This is a genomic window from Marinifilum fragile JCM 15579, assembly GCF_001310955.1.
GTDB classification, from domain to species: Bacteria; Bacteroidota; Bacteroidia; order Bacteroidales; family Marinifilaceae; genus Marinifilum; species Marinifilum fragile.
The window spans coordinates 17759-36800 of sequence record NZ_BAZX01000008.1 but is presented as its reverse complement, the minus strand read 5'-3'; the positions used below and the strand labels follow the sequence as shown (position 1 = coordinate 36800).

Here is a 19042-nt window from a genome sequence, read left to right as displayed (position 1 = left end):
AACCTACACAACATAAATGCAAGTTCTATATAAATTAACGAAAGAAATAGTTATTTAACAATCCCATTTACATTTTTTAACGATTGGACAATTTAATATTTACCATATAAAATTGACTGTAAATTATTCGCCAAACCCTCTAAAACGTTCACTTTTCTTCAAATAAAGTCGCATATTTTTTCATAAACTTCTAACTTCTTTTAGCTTTCAATATAGATTTAATCTAAATTACTCATAGAGTCCAAAAAAAAAAGGAGCATCCAATCTGATGCTCCTTCTGTTTATATTGATATATATTATTTAATATCTTCTTCAATCCACTCTGATCGGTTAGGGTTAGCAGGTGGAATAACTTTTTTCTTTGCTGGCTTATTTTCCAGTTCCTTTAACAACTCTTCCACAGCTCTTTTAACACAAGGATCAATTCCTTTTGCCACCAAGTGTGGTTCATCGTAAACTTCGATATCCGGATATACACCCACACCTTCAATAATCCAGTTTTGGTTTTCATCGAAGATACCAAAACGAGGAACTGCAATATAGCCGCCATCAACTAATCCGGCGTTCCCCGACATACCAACTAATCCGCCCCAGGTACGAGTACCAATCAATTTACCCAATCCTTTTTTACGGAAGAAATATGGGAATGCATCTCCACCTGAAGAAGAATAATGGTTGATCAACATCGCTTTAGGTCCATCGTGAGCCACACCAGGTGTTTTCCATGGTTCCAATCCACGTAAGTGCCAGTATGAAAGTACATCTCGATCTAATAAATCAGCCATATGATCAGGAATGAATCCACCACCATTGTAACGGTCATCAATAATCAATGCTTCTTTATCGTGATATGCATACATTCCCCTGTGCAATTCACGATTACCTTCTACTGCCGTGTTTGGAACATGAATGTACCCAATTTTTCCACTTGATAATTTTTCAACCATTGCTCTTCGTTCATTCACCCAATCCAGGTAAATTATCTCCAGTTCACTAGCAATTGGTTTAATGGTATAAGTCTTAGCGCCCTCAGTACTTGGAGTAGAGTTTACTGCAATTTCAACTCTCTTGCCAACCATATTCTCAAGATACAAGTATGGATTTACCTTGGTAGTAACATCATGTCCATTAATGCTAATCAAGTACTGACCTTCTTTTATATTTACACCTTGTTCAGTTAAAGGAGAACGACGTGCTGGATTCCAGTTTTCTCCATCGTAGATTTTTGAAATGATGTATCTGTTGTTTTTCAAATCAGCTTTTAGTTTTGCACCCAGTAAACCTGTTTGCACTGATTTTACTTTCTCAAAATCACCATAGTTCACGTAAGCATGGCCTGTATTCGTCTCCGAAATGATTTCACCTAAAATGTAATCCAAATCCGCACGATGTCCAAGGTCTTTCACCATCGGTTCATAATCGGCTTTAATTTTAGCCCAATCAACACCATGAATGTTTTCCACATAGAAATAATCTCTAAAGATTCTCCAGCCATCGGTATAGATCTGATTCCATTCCTTAACAGGATCAATCTTCATTTCCATATCTTCAAGATCCAATGCTCCAGCCTTTGCTGCCTGACCTTTTGATAAATCTGTAATGCCATAAGTTGAACCCGAACGGTACATTATTTTATTTCCATCGTCAGCCAATTCGTAATCTGAAACAGACTCAAGTACCACCTCATCCTTTTCTTTTTTAAGAATGTAGTGATGCAAACTACCATTGGTTCTGTATAAAATACCATCTTCAACAGCCTGTAGTCCGCTGTAATTTCCTGATGATACAGGGAATGCAATGATACGATTGTTTATGCCATCCAAATCAATTTTCACCTTTAGTTTCTGCACTTTTGTAGCATCACCTTTGGCTTTTTTCTTTGACTTTGATGATTCTTTCACCTCTTCCTTATATTCTTCAACATCAGTTTTTAGTGGAAATAATTTTGGTCCATCGGCATTTAAAGCCATTGCATAAATGCGAGTTGCATTATTATACAAGTAATTGAACTCGAAACTTGAAAAATCAAGGTTAAAATCTCTATTCGATAGGAAATACATAAAGTTTCCATCTTTGGAGAATACAGGAGAAGAATCACCAAATGTATCATTGGTTAAAGCATGTTTCTTACCTGTTGAAAGTTGGTAAACCCAAATTGCACCTTGCCCGTTCGAACTATCTTTTACGTAAGCGATCCAATCTGAATCTGGTGAAAGAGAAAAATCTCTAATTTCATTTCTCTCTGCTTTATCAATCACTTTTAATTCGCCAGTTTCAACATTGATCAACTTCAATTTTAAACTGCGATCGAAGAAAATCAGATACTTACTATCTGGAGTCCACTTTGGTTGATACATCCAAGAAGAAGATCCTTTGGTAAGTTGTTTTGCCTTAGCTCCCTTCTTGTTTTCCAGTAAATAGATTTCATACTCACCTGTAGCATCAGAGTAATATGAAATGTATTTCCCATTTGGGGACCATCTTGGTGACATTTCTCTAACGCCTTGTGTTTGCGTTAAATTAATTGTAGATCCATTTTCAGCCGGAACCGAAAAAATATCACCACGAGCATCGAACAACGCACGTTTTCCTGAAGGAGAAACAGCCCAATTCTCAATGAATCCTTTCACATTTTTATAGAATGGCAATGTGTTTGGATTATCAAAATTGATATTAACAATTACGCGTTCCTCTTTTCCTGTTTCCAGATTTAACTTGTATAGTTGTCCTCCGTTTTCATACGCAATTTGTCCATTCTCACCCGATGGCCACATCACATCAAAATTCTTGTGATGCGTCATTTGAGACAATTCCTTGCTGTCTACATCATATTTGTAGATATTCAGTTTCAAGTCACGATCTGAAGCAAAATAAATGGCATTCTTGTACCACGAAGGAATCTGGTCGGAACCAACAAATTTTGTAATTCTTTCGGATTGATCATTCTCTAAATCGTAGATCCAAAGATCAGCTGCACGCCCTCCCTTGTATCTTTTCCAAGTACGAAATTCACGACTAATTGGAGCAAAACACATTTTAGTGGCATCAGGCGAGAATACTCCAAATCCACCTTCAGGAATTTGAAGCTCCTCTTCCATTCCTCCATCAATACCAACTTTAAAATATTTACCATTTCTCTCTCCAAAAGCTGTGCGATTCATACGTACCAGGATCGATTTGCTATCTGGTGTCCAGTCTAGAACAACATTATCAAAACCTCCACGTGGTGGCATTAAACCAACCGAATTGTAATACGTCAACTGTTTTGGAGTGCCTCCTGTAGCAGGCATTACATAAACCTGACGACTTCCAGAGTATTCACCTGAAAAGGCTATCCACTTTCCATCTGGAGAAATTTTAGGAAATAATTCCATTCCCATATGAGAAGTTAAACGTGTTGCATCACCACCATTTGAATCTACAGTCCAAATATCGCCAGCATACACAAATGCGATTAAATTGTTATTAATATCAGGATATCGTATTAAACGAACATCCTCTTTTGCATGAGCACTTCCAATAATGCTCAAAAGAACGATGAACAATACACCAATTCTCAATCTGATTTTTAGCATGTTACTAGTATTTGTGAATTAAGCTTATCAATTTTAAAAATTGATGAAGTGAAGCTACAAAAAAAGTGGCATCCTCCGAGAAGAATGCCACTTAAAATATTGTTAAAGTATTAACTCTACTTCATTTCAATCAAACTAATTGCTACTCCACCACCTGCAGCTAATTTTAGTTGTAATTCAGAAGTGTTATCAACTTCCATTTTTTCAATCTTGTATTCAGTAGGGTTTTTGTCCCAATGTGCACTATCTCCATCCATATAGATCGTTGCCATGTATTTCTTACTTGCTGGCAAGAAGTCTAGTGCAACTTTCAGGTCACGAGCATTTTCATCGGTAATTGCACCAACAAACCAATTATTCGATTCACGATCCTGACGAGCAATGGTAACAAAATCACCAATCTCACCATTCAATACTTTTGTTTGCTCCCAGTTTACAGCAACATCACGAATAAATTGGAATGCATCATTTCCTTTATAACTTTCAATCAAGTCTGGCACCATTTGAATAGGACTGTTAATCACAACATACAAAGCCAACTGGTGAGCCAAAGTTGTATTTACCTGGTTATCTTTCTTATATGGTTCCAATTTGATATTGAAAATACCTGGTGTGTAATCAATAGGACCAGCTAACATACGTGTAAACGCTACGATTGGCAAGTGTTCTGCCGGATTTCCTCCATCAGAAGACCATGCATTAAATTCCTGTCCACGAAGACCTTCTCTTGCAATCGCATTTGGATAAGTACGACGTAAACCTGTAGCTTTAATTGGTTCGTGAGCATTAATTGCAATCTTGTTCTCTGCTCCTTTTACCAAAGCTCTTCTGTAGTGATTCACCATCCATTGTCCGTGATGGAACTCTCCTTTAGGAATAATTTTTCCAACATAACCGGTTTTCACAGAGTGAATTCCCAATGAGTTCATTAAATGGTATGCAGTATCCATTTGCTGATCGTAGGTACGTGGAGCTGCAGATGTTTCGTGGTGCATGATTAACTCAACACCTTTTGATTTTCCATAGCGAACCACCTCGGCCAAATCGTAATCAGGATAAGGAGTTACAAAATCAAAAACACCTTCTCGATCTTCAAATCCAATCCAATGTTCCCATCCGGTATTCCAACCTTCAACCAAAATACCTCCAATATTATTTTCTGAGGCAAAATCGATTAATTCTTTTGCATATTCGGTAGTAGCACCATGGCGTCCACTTGCTTTATCCCAGGTCTTGGTTCCCAAGTGCATATCCCACCAGATACCTACATATTTCATTGGTTTGAAGTAATCAACCTTACCAATTTTATTTGGTTCATTCAAATTTACAATCAGATCCGATTCAATTAAATCACCTGCTTTCTCAGCAATCTGAATGGTTCTCCAAGGTGTATTAAATGGAACACTACGCTTTACTTTGTAATCATTATTTAATGATCCAACCAAACAAGATTCCCACATTAAGTCTTCCTTGTTTACTTTCAAGGTCATTCCGGAGTAATCTGTCAAGTTTGCTTCGTGGAAACTTAGGTAAACGCCATCATCCGTTTTCATCGAAACAGGAGTATTTACTGCGTTATTTGGAATAGATGTTTGTGCTAAACTTGCATGATTCCTTAATTTTGTAGCATCAATTTCCGAAAACATTGTTGTATTGTACAAATGCTCATAAATATCCCAATCTCCAGGAATCCACCATGTTTTATGATCTCCTGTCAAATTAAATTGAGTATTTTCTTCAGTAATCAAAACCTCTTTCATCGCATCTTGTTCAGGGAACTCATAACGAAATCCCAAGCCATCATTATAAAGCTTGAAAACGATATTCATTTTTCTGTTTGGAGCTTGCTGTTCTTCCAAGCTCAATTTTAATTGATTAAAATTATCAACTACAACTCGTTTCTCTCCCCATTGCATTTCCCAGCTAGAATCGCTCGATGAACTTTCAGAATCCACAATTTTCCAACCTTTTTCAATGGCTGGCATGTTCTTCAAGTCAAATCCCATTGATGAAGGTTCAATTACTGGCTTACCTTTAAAAGAAACCTGATAAGTAGCCTGACCTTCTACCATACTCACTTCAATACCTATTTTGCCATCTGGCGATGAAACTTTGGTTGTTATTTTCTCATTGGTACATGATGCAAAAATCATCAAGCAACCAATTAACAAACTTTGAATTGATTTAATTTTCATTGCTGAGTTTATTGATTTAGTTATTTGTATTCCTCAACTTCAAAATAACAATAGAAGTTAGTCAATATCTAAAAACAAACCCAAAATATAGAAATCAAAGATATCTTAAGAAATATTAAGCCTTAATTTAATGATACTTACAAACAAAAATAGCGAGGCAAAATATAGATGACATATAGATCAAATATCCATTTAAACCGACTTAATTTCCATTATTTTTGCTTCAAATTCATCATTTGATATGAGAGATCGATTCTTAATTCTCGTCTTATAGGTATAAATTGTATTTACGGAGAAATTCAAAATACTTGCAATTTTTTCATTTATCGTTTACACCCAATCTAATTAAAGCGAATATTCTTAAATCTGTATTTAGGCTTTGAGAATCTTTTAAGCTTATCCTTTCAGATTCCTCAAACAACAAATTAAATCGCTTCACAAAATCAGGGAAAAGTTTTAAGAAGATTCTGTCAAAATCTTCGAATAGTAATTGTCGTTCTTTTTTAGGATTGTAATTTTTTAATTCCGATTGAATTGCTTCGTATTGTTTTGTCATTAACTGCCGGGATATGGCCTTTTTCATGCCTTCCATTTTCTCAATAAACTGTGAACTGAAATTAAAATAATACCCAACATATTCCTCCTTAATTCGACTTACCTCTCTTAAACTTTCATTTACTATTCTAAGATTTTCGTTACGCTCACCAATTTCCTTTCTAACCTTTTTTAATTCTTGCAATTGTTTAAAGAATACAATCGCCAAAACGATAATTACAATCAGTAATACAGAAATTACAATGCCAATGAGTACAACTAGTCTTTTCTCTTTTTCCAGCTCTCCAACAACAGCTGCATCAATATCCGGTTGGATGAAAGATATTTCCAACCTGCGTGCATCACTACCATAAAATTCAGCATCTTCTCTTGCCTGTTCTATAAGTTTATTAGCTGTCTCGAGATCCCCTTCGTGAAATAGTATCTCGGCTAAAATTTTGGAAGCTAATGTTTCTTTCGTAGCCGATAGCACATCTCCAATTACTGCTTTTTCAATCGCTTTTTTTGCCTCATCTTTTTTTCCTAACCGCGCTAAAGCAACCCCCATACCACTCTGACATATTGCCATTTGGTGGGGATCGAGATTTAAACCTTCTATTATTTTAGTGTAATATTTTACTGCACTCTTATCCTTTTGATGATTCAGACTTTTAAGAGCCAAAGCCAAGTTATAATGAAAAAAGTTTGCTTTTCCCTCCTCTTCAATTTTATCAACATACTGATCTCCTATCTTTCGATACTTGGGAGAATAAAATCCCCAACGAGAGTTTGCCAAATCATAATATGCACGATATGCAACGGCATAAAATTCAATTCTTTTTTCATTAGGCAAATCCTGCCCTCTTATGGTTTGTATGGTATCAATGGTTTCTTTGTATAAACCTTTTAATAGTAAAACCAGTGCCAGATTTGATTTCGATTCTGCAACTTTCTCTACCTCTTTTAACTGATAAGCCATTTGCAAAGTCTTATTGCCATAATAAAAAGCTGAATCATAAACGAAATACTCATACTCTTTGCTTAAACCTGAAAGCAACTGATATTGATGTTCTAAATTGACATTCTTATCCAATCGGTTTATGGAATCAGTAAGTGAGTTTATTTTCCTCCATTTTGCATCATCAATACTATCCTTTAGCTTCAGATAATAATTTACATTCTTTTCTTTATCACTTTGAAATATCGAATTGGAATAGGATGTAAATGATAATAGAATCAGAAATAGTGAGATGAATTGCTTTGAGTACATATTTTAAAATTAAATCAGTTTAATTCTGTTTGATCATTTCGCATTACAAAAATAGGTCTGTTCGGAACAAAATCCCAACAGACCCAATTTTTTAAAATTTTAGATCATTATTTTACAATCCGCTAAAATCAATTCCTTCAAATAGCATACTTGGAGTTTGCCATGAACGATCGGTTAATGGATCATTTCCAACAGCTACCAGCTGATTCCAAATCTCTTTGTGATTCCCTGTAATGTTCATTCCAGCAATAGGATGAAGAATTTCCCCATTTTTCACATAGAAACCTTCAACTCCTACCGAGAAATCACCAGTAGCAGGATTAGAGTTACCTCCATTAAAACCAGTAACCAAAATACCTTCTTTCATTTCCCTGGTTAAGTCGTTTAAATCCTTACTCCCTTTTTCGAAAATTAAATTAGATGGAGAACCAGTGGTTGGTTGCATCTCTAATTTTTTTCCGTAATAATTGCCAATATAATAGGTTTTAAGAATTCCTTTTTCAATCACAGTCATTTCTTTGGCTGCCAATCCTTCGCCGTCGAAAAGACGAGAATTACGACCCGATTCAATAAATGGATTATCAATGATGGTTAAAACATCTGAAGCCACCTTCTGTCCAATCTTACCTTCCATGAAGGAACGCTTTTGCTGCAAATTGTAGCCATACAATGGTTGAAGTAAAGAGCTGAATACTCTACCAACAGAACGATTTTCAATCAGCATATCCATTTTACCAGATTTGATCTTTTTTGCTCCAATTTTCTGCAAAGCCCTCTCAACAGCAAATTTTCCAACTCCTTCAGGATTTAATTTGTCCCAAAAACGAGTTGCCATATAATGACCTGCCGAAGGTCTGCTATCGCCTCCATTGATGGAAGCACTTGCGCTCACATAGAAAGAAGTAGATTCATTGAATCCCTCAACTCCATTGCTCATAACCATGTAGCCGCGTGATGATCCATCGCCATAGGAACCAGAAACTGTAATGATTCTATCATCCATTCCCATGGTTTCGGCTTCAACTTTCATGGCTGCTTCAATCTTTTCTCTAGGATCAACTGCATCGTAAGTCGAGTCGGACAGTTTCAAATCACGCTCTTCGCCATTGTAACAAAGTTCACGATTTGGTAAAGATCTGAATTTATCTTCAGCAAGATAATTGGTTGCTAAAATTGCTTCTTTAATGAATCTCTCCAATTCAGGTTTATTCAATCGGTTAGTAGAATTCGTTGAATATCTGCCATTCACGTAAAGTTTAATACTTAAGCCACTTTCGATTGACTCCTGAATTTTATCGATTTTTTGTTCTCTAATCTCAACTTCGGATTGCTTAGAGTCATAAACAGAAACTGAAACTTCATTCGCTCCATTTTCCTTTGCATATTTGGAAGCCCAATGGGCCAATTCCATTTTTTTATTGTCTTTCATTGATTCTTCTTTTTAATTGATAAATGATACTGGAATGCAATTATGCATTCACTCCACCAACAGTAAGTTTCGATACTTTTATTGTTGGTAATCCTAGTGATACAGGAACTCCTTGTCCACCTTTACCACATGTCCAGGTACTGCAGTCCATTTTAAAATCGTTGGCTACCATTTCAATTTCAGCCAATGATTCAGGACCATTACCAATCAGGTTGATATCCTTAATTGGTTGAGTCAGTTTTCCATTTTCAATTAAATAGCCTGATTTCACATAGAATGTAAAATCTCCAGCTCCAATTTTCACCTCTCCATTGGTGAATGAATCAACAAATACACCTTCTTTAACGCTGGCAATGATTTCCTCTTGGGTATGAGGACCATTTTCCATATAAGTATTTCTCATACGAGGAAGTGGAGCATATCGGAAGGATTCTCTTCTACCATTTCCAGTAGGGTCTACACCATAATGTTTGGCACTAATTCTATCGTGAATGTAGCTCGTTAACACACCATCTGTAACCAGGTTGGTTTTTTGTGTATCAATCCCTTCATCATCAATATTCACTGAACCTCGAATATTTGGATTGGTTCCATCATCAACGATGGTAACAAAATCTTTACCAATCTTCTTACCCATTTTGTCAGAGAAAATTGAAGTTTCCTTACGATTGAAATCCGCTTCGAATGCATGACCTATAGCTTCATGTAATAAGATACCAGAACTACCAGCAGCCAGAACAACAGGCATTTCACCAGCTTTAGGCTTTCCTGCCAAGAATTGTCTTTTTGCGCCATCCACAGCTTCTTTGGCTACTTCATCCAGTAAGTCTTCAGTAAGATATTCGAAGCCTACTCGCATTGATCTCGATGAACCAAAATCTTCTTTCTTGTCACCATCAATCATTACTACGCTGGCATATAAACTAAACATTGGTCTGTAATCACAACTCAAAATACCTTCTGAGTTGGCAAACAAAACATAGCTGGATTCGTCATTCAGGTAAACTTGAACTTTATCCACTTTTTCATCTAAAGCAAAAATCTTGTCGTTTAGTTTTTGTAGATAAGGGATTTTTTGCTTGATGGATACATCTTCCCAAGCAGTCTTAAACTTGTAATAATCCGGATTGACTTTTTCACTTAAGTTAATAGATGGGAAATCTTTGCTTTCATTAGCAATACTTGCTGCAGTTTTTGCGACTTTAAGCATTGCTTCCAAACTTACCTCTTCAGAAAAAGCATATCCTGTTTGATCACCTTTTAATACCCTTACACCAACCCCATAAGCAATATTAGAACCTGCACGATTTACTTCGTTATCCATCAGGCCAACATTGTTCGAAAGGGTATGTTCAAAATACAAGTCACAATAGTCTCCACCTCTCGATAAGGCTTCTGCCATTACTTTTTGTAACATTTCTTTGCTTACTCCAAAATGTTCCAGATACTCATTTAGTCCTGATTGTTCTGTTAATCGATTGCATCCAAAGCTTAGAAAGGAAGGAAGAATCGCCATTCCTGCAAGAGAGACAGATCCTGTTCGGATGAACTCTCTTCTTGAAACTTCATTATTCATACAAATGTGTTTAAGGTTAGGGTTTTCTTTGATTTTATTGGCAGTCAAAAGTTAACAATTTTTATTGTCATAATAAAATCAAAATACAACTATCTACACAAGAGCAATAAAAAAGCGATATCTGATTTACAGGTATCGCTTTTTAGATCGTTATAAACATTGAATATTAAACTATGAACTGAAATAAATCAGTCTTATCATTCAGGTACTCAAAAACAAAATTTCTTTCTGTCATTCGTTCCTGTAATCTCTTTAAATCTTCAGGTTGACGGACTTCGATACCAATTACAGCTGGCCCCTTTTCTCTACTGTGTTTTTTGTAATATTCAAAGTGCGTAATATCATCACCCTGATCTAAAACATCATTAACGAACTCCTTTAATGCTCCTGATCTTTGAGGGAAACGAACAATGAAGTAGTGTTTCAAACCTTCATACAGTAGACTTCGTTCCTTGATTTCCTCCATTCTTGTGATATCATTATTGCTACCACTTAAAATACAAACCACATTCTTGCCCTTTATCTGATCCGATATCAATTCCAAAGCAGCAATGGATAATGCTCCTGCAGGTTCAGCAACAATAGCATCTTCGTTGTACAATCTTAAAATTGTTGAACAAATCAATCCTTCAGGAATCACGACCACATCATCCAATACCTTTTCACAAATGCGCCAGGTTAAGTCTCCCACTTTTTGCACTGCAGCACCATCCACAAATCGATCGATACTTACCAGGGAAACATTCTCCTTTTTTTCGAATGCAGTTTTCATCGATGGAGCACCCTCCGGTTCTACGCCAATAATTTTGGTCTGTGGACTGAATTCCTTTATCCATGCACCAAGTCCCGAAGCCAAACCGCCGCCACCTATTGGTACAATAATGTAATCAATAGGATCGGGACAATCTTGTAGAATCTCAAGACCAATGGTTCCCTGTCCTTCAATAATTTTCGGATCATCGAAAGGATGAATAAAGGTTTTGCCATGCTCTTCTGCATCAGCCAAAGCCTGATTTGATGCGTCATCAAAAGTATCACCAATTAAGATTACCTCGACATTTTCGCCACCAAACATTTTTACCTGTTTAATTTTTTGTCGTGGCGTTGTTTCAGGCATGTAAATTACACCTGAACAGCCTAATTTCTTGCATGAGTATGCTACACCTTGTGCATGATTCCCAGCACTAGCACATACAATCCCTTTCTCGAGTTGCACTTTGCTTAAACCAGCAATCTTATTGTAAGCTCCTCTTATTTTATAAGATCTTACCATCTGAAGATCTTCACGCTTTAAACGGATATTGGCATCATATTTTACAGACAGGTTCATATTTTTCAATACAGGAGTACTTTCTACTACTTCCTGTACCGTTCGACCGGCCTTCACAATATCTGCCATTTTCGGATAATAATATTCTGTTTTTGTTGTCACTTTTCCCCCTTTGGTTAAAGAGCTAACAGCAACCAGCTTCCATTACATTCTGATAGCTGACTGCTGTTAGCTGATCGCTTTTTTATTTATGCTTTTTCTATATATTCTGCCAACCAATCACCTACTTCGGATGTTGAGTAAGCTTTCTTTCCATCGGCAATATCTTCGGTAACTACACCCGCCTCTAGCGACTGATCAACTGCTTCGCGAATCAAAGCTCCTTCTTTCATCATGCCAAATGCATACTCGAACATCATGGCTGCAGAAAGTACCGTTGCACATGGATTAGCAATGTTCTTGCCTGCTGCTTGTGGATACGATCCGTGAATTGGCTCGAATACAGAAGTGTGAACACCAATCGATGCTGATGGCAGCATTCCCATTGAACCTGAAATTACACTTGCCTCATCGGTAAGAATATCTCCAAACATATTTTCGGTAACCATTACATCAAAACGCTTTGGCCAGGTAATAATCTGCATGGCTGCATTATCAACAAACATGTATTCCACTTCGATATCCGGATAATCAGGAGCAACCTTCTGTCCGATTTCTCTCCATAATCTTGAAGTAGCCAATACATTTGCCTTATCAACAATGGTCAGCTTTTTTCTTCTTTTTCCTGCATATTCGAATCCTAACCGAATGATTCTCTCGATTTCTTCTGCTGTATATACACAAGAATCGTAAGCAGTTTGTCCATCTTCGCTTCTTCCCTGCGGACGACCAAAGTAAATCCCACCTGTCAACTCACGTATGCACATAAAATCAGCACCATCAACCAACTCGGTTTTCAATGGTGATTTGTGAATTAATGATTTGAAAGTATTTACCGGACGAAGATTGGCATACAATCCCAAGGTCTTTCTCATTTTCAAAAGTCCCTGTTCTGGACGAACCTTAGCCGAAGGATCGTTATCGAACTTTGGATGACCAATTGCACCAAAAAGTACCGCATCCGAATTCATACACAAGTCATGAGTCTCATCAGGATAAGGATCTCCTACCTGATCAATCGCGGTAGCTCCCACCAATGCCTCGGTGTATTCAAATTCGTGTCCAAATTTCTTTGCGATTGCGTCGCACACTTTTTTTGCCTGCTCTACAATTTCAGGACCAATTCCATCTCCTGGTAATACTGCTATTTTGTAAGCCATTGTTTTTAAGTTATTCTGTTTTTATTTTTTTGTTTTCTACATTGTTTTGTTGCTCCAAAAGGTTCAACATTCGAGCTGTTGCTTTAATCGCTGCTTCAACCTGATCGGGATCCAATCCGCGAGTTTTAAACTCTTTTCCATTAAAATCCCAGGTAATTAAGGTTTCTACCAGTGCATCGGTTTTACCCCCGGGAGGAATCCTCACGAAATAATCCTTCAATACTGGTCGATCTTTTCCCAGCTGCTCGTACACTGACCATATTGCATTCATAAAAGCATCATACTGTCCATCTCCAGAGGCAGTTCCCTCTTGCATTTGTCCGTTAATTTCCAAATTGACTGATGCAAAAGGTCTCATTCCTTTCGATAAAGACAGGGAATAATGCTTTATTGAAATTGGCATTTCTTCCATGCTCTGATTCAAAACATCAGAAACAATATAAGGAAGATCCTCAGTGGTAACGGTTTCTTTCTTGTCGCCAAGCTCTATCACCCTTTGAGTTACCTTTCTCATGGTTTCCTCTTCCAGTGTCATTCCCAGCTCTTCCAGGTTTTTCTTGATATTTGCCTTACCGGATGTTTTCCCCAAAGCATACTTTCGTTCGCGACCAAAGCGCTCTGGCATTAATCGGTTAAAGTACAAGTCGTCTTTCGAATCACCATCGGCATGAACACCACAGGTTTGGGTAAACACATTCTCACCTACCAAAGGTTTATTGGCTGGAATTCTTACTCCTGAAAAAGTTTCAACAATACGACTCACCGTATTTATTTTCTCTTCATTTACATTGATTTGTCGTGACAAGTGATCTTTGATTACTCCTACCACCGAAGCCAGAGGAGCATTTCCAGCTCTCTCCCCCAATCCGTTTACCGTGGTATGAATTCCATTTACACCAGCCAATATCGACGAATACACATTGGCCAAAGCCAAATCATAATCATTATGAGCATGAAAATCGAAATGAAGTCTTGGATACCTTTCGCGACAAGCATAGCAAAAATCGAAAGCCTGAACCTGGTTCATTACCCCCAAAGTATCAGGCAACATGAATCTTTGTATGTTCTCATTCTGTAATTCATCCAAAAGGTACCAAACGTAATCTCTCGAAGTTAACATCCCATTCGACCAGTCTTCCAGGTAAAGGTTCACCTTTATGCCTAATTCTTCTGCGTAAGCAACGGCATCTTTTACGTCCTGAACATGCTGCCCGGGAGTTTTTCGCAACTGTCCCTGCAAATGCTTTAATGAGCCTTTCGACAACAAGTTGACTACACGTGCACCACTCTTGTAAATCCAATCCAGCGAAGCTTTCCCATCAATAAATCCAAGTACCTCGATTTTATCAATCATACCATTTTCTTCGGCCCATTTGGTAATTCGTTTTACCGCCTGAAATTCTCCTTCTGATACTCTCGCGGAAGCAACTTCCAATCGATCTACTTTTACGGATTGCAGTAGGAGCTTAGCCACACCCAACTTTTCGTCGGCATTAAAACTAACTCCCGAAGTCTGCTCTCCATCCCTAAGGGTGGTATCCATTATTTCTAAGCTACGCAGTTCGTTCATTTTATCTGTGATTGTGTATTTTTATTTGATGAGCAATCAGCCTTTGGCCAATTACTCTTGTTCAAATTCTTCTATGTTTTCTTTTTTATCCAGGAGGTAATCGATATCATCGAATCCATTCAACAAGCAGTTTTTCTTGTAAGGATTAATTTCAAACTCCTCTTTCTCACCATTAAGTGATATGCTTTGTTTTTCAAGATCTACAAGCAATTTCTGACTGTTATCTGCTTCAACAGCTGCAAACACTTTGCTTAAGAACTCAGGAGATACCACTACTGGCAACACTCCATTGTTTAGTGCATTGTTTCTGAAAATGTCAGCGAAGAAACTGCTGACTACCACCTTGAATCCATAATCGTGAACAGCCCAGGCTGCGTGTTCTCTTGAAGATCCACTTCCGAAGTTTTTACCTGCAACTAAAATTTGTCCTGAATATTTTGGGTTATTTAATACAAAGTCTTTGTTTTCTGATCCATCAGCATCAAATCTCCAGTCTCTAAACAAGTTTTCTCCAAATCCTTCACGACTGGTTGCTTTAAGAAATCGTGCAGGAATTATCTGATCCGTATCTACATTCTCAATTGGAAGAGGTACATAACTCGACTCTAATACGGTAAATTTATCTATTGGCATTTTTCTATCTTTTAAGCGATTAGCTTCCAGCTGTACGCCTTCAGCTAAAAAATATTTGTAAATATTTTATTAAAACAATTCTCTAGGATCGGTGATTACACCTGTAACTGCTGCTGCTGCCGCTGTTAGCGGACTAGCCAAAAGAGTTCTTGATCCAGGACCTTGTCTTCCCTCAAAATTTCTGTTCGATGTAGAAACACTGTATTTTCCTGCAGGAACCTTATCATCATTCATGCCAAACATGCCGAACATCCTGGCTGACGCAATTCAAATCCAGCTTCTTCCAATACTTCAACCAATCCTTCTTCCTGAGCTTGCCTTTCAACTTGCTTGGAACCTGGAACGATCCATGCGGTTACCGAATCAGCTTTTTTCTTGCCTTTAACAAGAGATGCCAACATTCTTAGGTCCTCGATTCTACCATTGGTACAGCTTCCAACAAATACATAGTCTACCTTTTTACCTAAGAGTTTATCACCCAATTCAAAGCCCATGTAATCCAATGATTTTTTGAACGTTGGCAATTCCGATGCTTCAACTTCTTCAGCCGTTGGAATGTTACCAGTGATTCCTGTTCCCATGCCCGGATTTGTACCATAAGTCAACATTGGCTCAATGTCCTCTGCTTTGTATGTGTATTCCTTATCGAACACAGCACCTTCATCGGTCTTCAATTCTTTCCATTTGGCAATGGCTTTGTCCCAAGCTTCGCCTTTAGGAGCAAATTCACGACCCTTTACATATTCGAAAGTGGTTTCGTCTGGTGCAATCATTCCACCACGAGCACCCATTTCAATACTCATGTTACAAACCGTCATTCTGCCTTCCATGGTCAAGTTGCTTACTGCAGATCCTGCATACTCCACGAAGTACCCGGTTGCCCCACCTGTTCCCAGTTGAGCAATCACGTAAAGGGTAAGATCTTTCGCAGTTACACCTTTTTGCAATTCACCATCAACAGTGATTCGCATTTTCTTTGGCTTAGGCTGAAGTATACACTGGGTAGCCAATACCATTTCAACTTCCGAAGTACCAATACCAAAAGCTACAGCTCCAAAAGCACCATGAGTAGAAGTGTGGCTATCTCCACAAACCATAGTCATACCTGGTTGCGTGTGTCCCAATTCAGGACCAACCACGTGAACAATACCATTCTTTGGATGATTCAATCCGTATAGAGTAATATCATTTTTCTCACAGTTTGTTGTTAAAGTTTCTACCTGATTTCTGGATAAATCATCCTCAATTTTCAGATGCTGATTTACAGTTGGAATATTGTGGTCAGGCGTAGCAATGGTCTTTTCTGGTCGGAAAACTTTTAAGCCACGAGCCTCAAGACCAGCAAATGCCTGCGGACTTGTTACCTCATGTATCAGGTGTTTATCGATATACAATACACTAGGACCTCCATCGATCTTCTCAACCACATGAGCATCCCATACTTTATCAAATAATGTTTTTGGTTCCATTTCTTTTTAGCTCTTAACCTTTAGCTTATCGCTATAGGCTTATTTATTATTTTTTCATTCTGGATTTTGCTTACCCAATAAAATGAGACAAGCAATTATTCAATATTGATTTAGTAAACTACTTTCGAAAGTGCATCTACCAAGGCCTCAACCGAAGCAGTAATAATATCTACATTGGCACCAAAGCCATATACGATCTTACCATTGTGTTCTAGCTGAACGTGAACTTTTCCAAGATCATCGCTTCCTCGAGTTAATGCCTGCACCAAGAACTCTCCCAAGGTGAATTTTTGCTTGATCAGTTTTTTAACAGCATTGAAACAAGCATCGATTGGACCATTACCTTCGGCAGTTGCAGCACAACTTTCGCCTTTAATTTTAAGGTGAACCGTTGCCATTGGAATGGTTGATTTACCTGAAACAACTTGTAACAACTCCAACTCTACAGTTTTAGCCAAGTTTTCCTTCTCTCCCATTAACTCAGCAAGATCTTTCTCGCTCAAATTCTTACGCTGGTCAGCCATCACCAAGAAATTAGAATAGGCTTCATCCAATTCTTCCTTGGACAAATTATAACCCATTTGCTCCAAATGGTGATTCAAAGCTGCACGACCACTGCGTGCTGTCAATACAATTGCTGACTCCTGGATACCAACTTCAACAGGGTCAATAATTTCGTAGTTCTCTCTGTTTTTCAAAACTCCATCCTGGTGGATTCCTGAAGAGTGAGCAAATGCATTTCTTCCTACAATTGCTTTGTTGGCCTGTACTGGCATGTTCATTAATGAGGATACCAAACGACTTGCTCCATAAATTTCCTTGGTATTGATATCAGTATGCAATGGCAAATCATGATGTGTTTTAATAGCCATCACAACTTCTTCCAATGAAGTATTTCCAGCACGTTCTCCAATCCCATTAATGGTAACTTCAACCTGACGAGCTCCATTAATCACCCCACTTAATGAGTTGGCTGTTGCCATTCCCAAGTCGTTGTGACAGTGAGTAGATAGAATCGCCTTGTGAACATTTGAAACATTCTCCATCAGGTATTTGATTTTAGCACCATACTCAGCTGGAAGACAATAACCCGTAGTATCCGGAATATTAATTACCGTAGCACCTGCAGCAATTACCGCTTCAACCACTCTTGCCAAATATTCATTGTCTGATCTACCAGCATCTTCTGCATAGAACTCAACATCCTCAACATATCGCTTTGCGTATTTTACCGCACGAACTGCACGTTCAAGGATTTCATCTGGATTCGAATTTAATTTTGATTTGATATGATATGGTGAAGTTCCAATTCCCGTGTGGATTCTTCCTCGTTTTGCAAACTTGAGCGCCTCAGCAGCAACGTCTATGTCTTTTTCAACCGCACGTGTTAATGCACAAATGGTTGGATTACTTACTGCTTTAGCGATCTCGACGACCGACTGAAAATCCCCTGGACTTGAAACCGGAAAGCCAGCTTCGATTACATCAACACCTAATGCCTCAAGTGTTTTTGCCACTTCAATCTTTTCAATAGTATTCAATTGGCAACCTGGCACTTGCTCACCATCGCGCAATGTTGTGTCGAAAATAAATAACTTATCACTCATTTCTTTCGTGTTTTTGATAACTTGGTTAATAGTGAAACTGTTAAAAAATTATTCTATCAATTAATGATGTGTCTTTTTCATTTATACTGCTCCAAAATCTCTTTAAATAGCTTGGGCTATTCGCATCAATTTTGTATTATCTAAATAAAAAATCTTTCATAATTCTCCTGATAAATAATCTTTCAACCGTTTCTTAGTTTTTGTTGTAAAAAAAAAAGTTCCTCCATCTTGGAAGAACTTTGCATTATGATCATTTTATCTTTCTCAGATTATAACACAGTCTTCCTACTCGATCTTTTAATAATAATGAGATCAAGAATGAGAATTAAACCAATAATAAATGAACTTGCGTACATCATGTTTTTGTTTCTGTGTTAATGCTTTAGTTGATTTTTTTATTCTGCAACAAACCTAAGAACTATTAAGAATGAGAGAAAACAATTTATCTCAACAAGCTACGATATTCAAAGCAATTCAATTTTATTTTTTTCGCTGAATCTTCAGCCATACCCACCTCATTTACTTTAAATTAAATCTTGTTTCAACAAGTCTAAATATGGGATATTCAAGCCGTTTCAAAAAGTGAGTTTTGAGT

At 37.6% G+C, this 19042-nt stretch carries 11 protein-coding genes and 1 pseudogene; all 12 read right to left on the bottom strand.

Features of this window, described 5'->3' with window-relative positions; genetic code table 11:
• Positions 1-296: 296 nt before the first annotated feature.
• A complete protein-coding gene (locus tag JCM15579_RS08235; RefSeq protein ID WP_083464598.1) occupies positions 297-3575 on the bottom strand; it encodes a S41 family peptidase in 3279 nt (1092 codons plus the stop codon).
• A 116-nt stretch (positions 3576-3691) separates the two neighbouring features.
• Positions 3692-5770, bottom strand: a complete 2079-nt coding sequence (locus JCM15579_RS08230; RefSeq protein WP_054718447.1) for a glycoside hydrolase family 97 protein — start codon at positions 5768-5770, stop codon at positions 3692-3694.
• A gap of 192 nt (positions 5771-5962) precedes the next feature.
• Positions 5963-6073, bottom strand: a complete 111-nt coding sequence (locus JCM15579_RS22465) for a DUF6377 domain-containing protein (RefSeq protein WP_506256066.1) — start codon at positions 6071-6073, stop codon at positions 5963-5965.
• 16 nt (positions 6074-6089) lie between these two features.
• Positions 6090-7574, bottom strand: coding sequence for a SusR-related protein (locus JCM15579_RS08225; protein ID WP_054718443.1), 1485 nt, complete (start codon positions 7572-7574; stop codon positions 6090-6092).
• A gap of 112 nt (positions 7575-7686) precedes the next feature.
• Complete coding sequence (locus tag JCM15579_RS08220) at positions 7687-9003, bottom strand: TldD/PmbA family protein (RefSeq protein WP_054718440.1); 1317 nt, start codon at positions 9001-9003, stop codon at positions 7687-7689.
• 40 nt (positions 9004-9043) lie between these two features.
• Positions 9044-10579: a TldD/PmbA family protein gene (locus JCM15579_RS08215; RefSeq protein ID WP_054718437.1), complete on the bottom strand. Its 1536-nt coding sequence runs from the start codon at positions 10577-10579 to the stop codon at positions 9044-9046.
• 166 nt (positions 10580-10745) lie between these two features.
• The gene (ilvA, locus tag JCM15579_RS08210) at positions 10746-12011 is read right to left on the bottom strand and encodes a threonine ammonia-lyase IlvA (RefSeq protein ID WP_218186110.1); all 1266 of its coding nucleotides are present in this window, start codon (positions 12009-12011) and stop codon (positions 10746-10748) included.
• An 86-nt stretch (positions 12012-12097) separates the two neighbouring features.
• Positions 12098-13168, bottom strand: a complete 1071-nt coding sequence (leuB, locus tag JCM15579_RS08205; protein WP_054718431.1) for a 3-isopropylmalate dehydrogenase — start codon at positions 13166-13168, stop codon at positions 12098-12100.
• Between the two features lie 10 nt (positions 13169-13178).
• Positions 13179-14738, bottom strand: a complete 1560-nt coding sequence (locus JCM15579_RS08200; protein ID WP_054718426.1) for a hydroxymethylglutaryl-CoA lyase-like TIM-barrel protein — start codon at positions 14736-14738, stop codon at positions 13179-13181.
• A gap of 51 nt (positions 14739-14789) precedes the next feature.
• Entirely contained in the window at positions 14790-15371 is a 582-nt protein-coding gene (leuD, locus tag JCM15579_RS08195) for a 3-isopropylmalate dehydratase small subunit (protein WP_054718423.1), read from the bottom strand.
• A 69-nt stretch (positions 15372-15440) separates the two neighbouring features.
• Positions 15441-16840 (bottom strand): annotated as a pseudogene (leuC, locus tag JCM15579_RS08190) (3-isopropylmalate dehydratase large subunit).
• 110 nt (positions 16841-16950) lie between these two features.
• Positions 16951-18447: a 2-isopropylmalate synthase gene (locus JCM15579_RS08185; RefSeq protein ID WP_054718422.1), complete on the bottom strand. Its 1497-nt coding sequence runs from the start codon at positions 18445-18447 to the stop codon at positions 16951-16953.
• Positions 18448-19042: the final 595 nt, after the last annotated feature.

What these genes read in the sequence shown, in the direction of transcription:
- JCM15579_RS08235 (WP_083464598.1), bottom strand. Translation starts at nt 3,575, where the DNA reads ATGCTAAAAATCAGATTGAGAATTGGTGTATTGTTCATCGTTCTTTTG.
- JCM15579_RS08230 (WP_054718447.1), bottom strand. Translation starts at nt 5,770, where the DNA reads ATGAAAATTAAATCAATTCAAAGTTTGTTAATTGGTTGCTTGATGATT.
- JCM15579_RS08225 (WP_054718443.1), bottom strand. Translation starts at nt 7,574, where the DNA reads ATGTACTCAAAGCAATTCATCTCACTATTTCTGATTCTATTATCATTT.
- JCM15579_RS08220 (WP_054718440.1), bottom strand. Translation starts at nt 9,003, where the DNA reads ATGAAAGACAATAAAAAAATGGAATTGGCCCATTGGGCTTCCAAATAT.
- JCM15579_RS08215 (WP_054718437.1), bottom strand. Translation starts at nt 10,579, where the DNA reads ATGAATAATGAAGTTTCAAGAAGAGAGTTCATCCGAACAGGATCTGTC.
- leuB (WP_054718431.1), bottom strand. Translation starts at nt 13,168, where the DNA reads ATGGCTTACAAAATAGCAGTATTACCAGGAGATGGAATTGGTCCTGAA.
- JCM15579_RS08200 (WP_054718426.1), bottom strand. Translation starts at nt 14,738, where the DNA reads ATGAACGAACTGCGTAGCTTAGAAATAATGGATACCACCCTTAGGGAT.
- leuD (WP_054718423.1), bottom strand. Translation starts at nt 15,371, where the DNA reads ATGCCAATAGATAAATTTACCGTATTAGAGTCGAGTTATGTACCTCTT.
- JCM15579_RS08185 (WP_054718422.1), bottom strand. Translation starts at nt 18,447, where the DNA reads ATGAGTGATAAGTTATTTATTTTCGACACAACATTGCGCGATGGTGAG.